The organism is Corallococcus sp. 4LFB, from assembly GCF_046520365.1.
GTDB classification, from domain to species: Bacteria; Myxococcota; Myxococcia; order Myxococcales; family Myxococcaceae; genus Corallococcus; species Corallococcus caeni.
The window spans coordinates 1-749 of sequence record NZ_JBKGHJ010001154.1; the positions used below are offsets into that span (position 1 = coordinate 1).

At 68.8% G+C, this 749-nt stretch carries 1 protein-coding gene; it reads left to right on the forward strand.

Annotation, left to right across the window (positions count from 1 at the left end):
- Positions 1–749 (forward strand): condensation domain-containing protein (locus tag ACLEQD_RS44660; RefSeq protein ID WP_410391960.1); only part of this gene is annotated, 749 nt, incomplete at both ends.

Consider the following 749-nt stretch of genomic DNA (forward strand, 5'->3'; position numbering starts at 1 on the left):
TGGGCGTGCTCGTCCAGGAGGTCGCCGCGCTCTACGCTTCCGCATCGCGTGGTGACCCGGCCTCCCTGCCCGCCCTTCCCATCCAGTACGCCGACTACGCGCTCTGGCAACGCGAGTGGCTCCAGGGCTCGGCCCGTCAACCGCTGTTGGATTACTGGACCCGCCAGCTCGCGGACGTGCCCACGGTCCTAGAGCTGCCTACGGACTTCCCGCGTCCCGCGGTGCCGTCACCCCAGGGGGCCCTGCACGCGCTCCGGTTCCCCCCGGAGCTCACGGCGTCACTGAAGGCGCTCAGCCGCGAGGAGGACATCACCCTCTTCATGACGCTGATGGCCGCCTTCCAGGTCCTCCTCCAGCGCTACTGCGCCAAGGACGACTTCGTCGTCGGCACGCCCATCGCCAACAGGACGCGCAGCGAGACCGAGTCGCTCATCGGCTGCTTCATCAACACGCTTCCCATTCGCGCGAACCTCGCAGGACAGCCCTCCTTCCGCGCCCTGCTGCGTCGCGTGCAGGCCACCTGCCTGGAGGCCTACGCGCATCAGGAGCTTCCCTTCGAGCACCTCGTCGACGCGCTCCACCTGTCGCGCGACCTTCGCCACACCCCGCTCGTCCAGGTCCTCTTCGTCCTCCAGAACGCGCCCATGTCGGCGCTGGCGCTCCCCGGCCTGAACCTGGAACCGCTGCCCACCCAGAGCACCACCGCCAAGTTCGACCTCACGCTCAACCTGGAGGAGACCTCCGGTGGA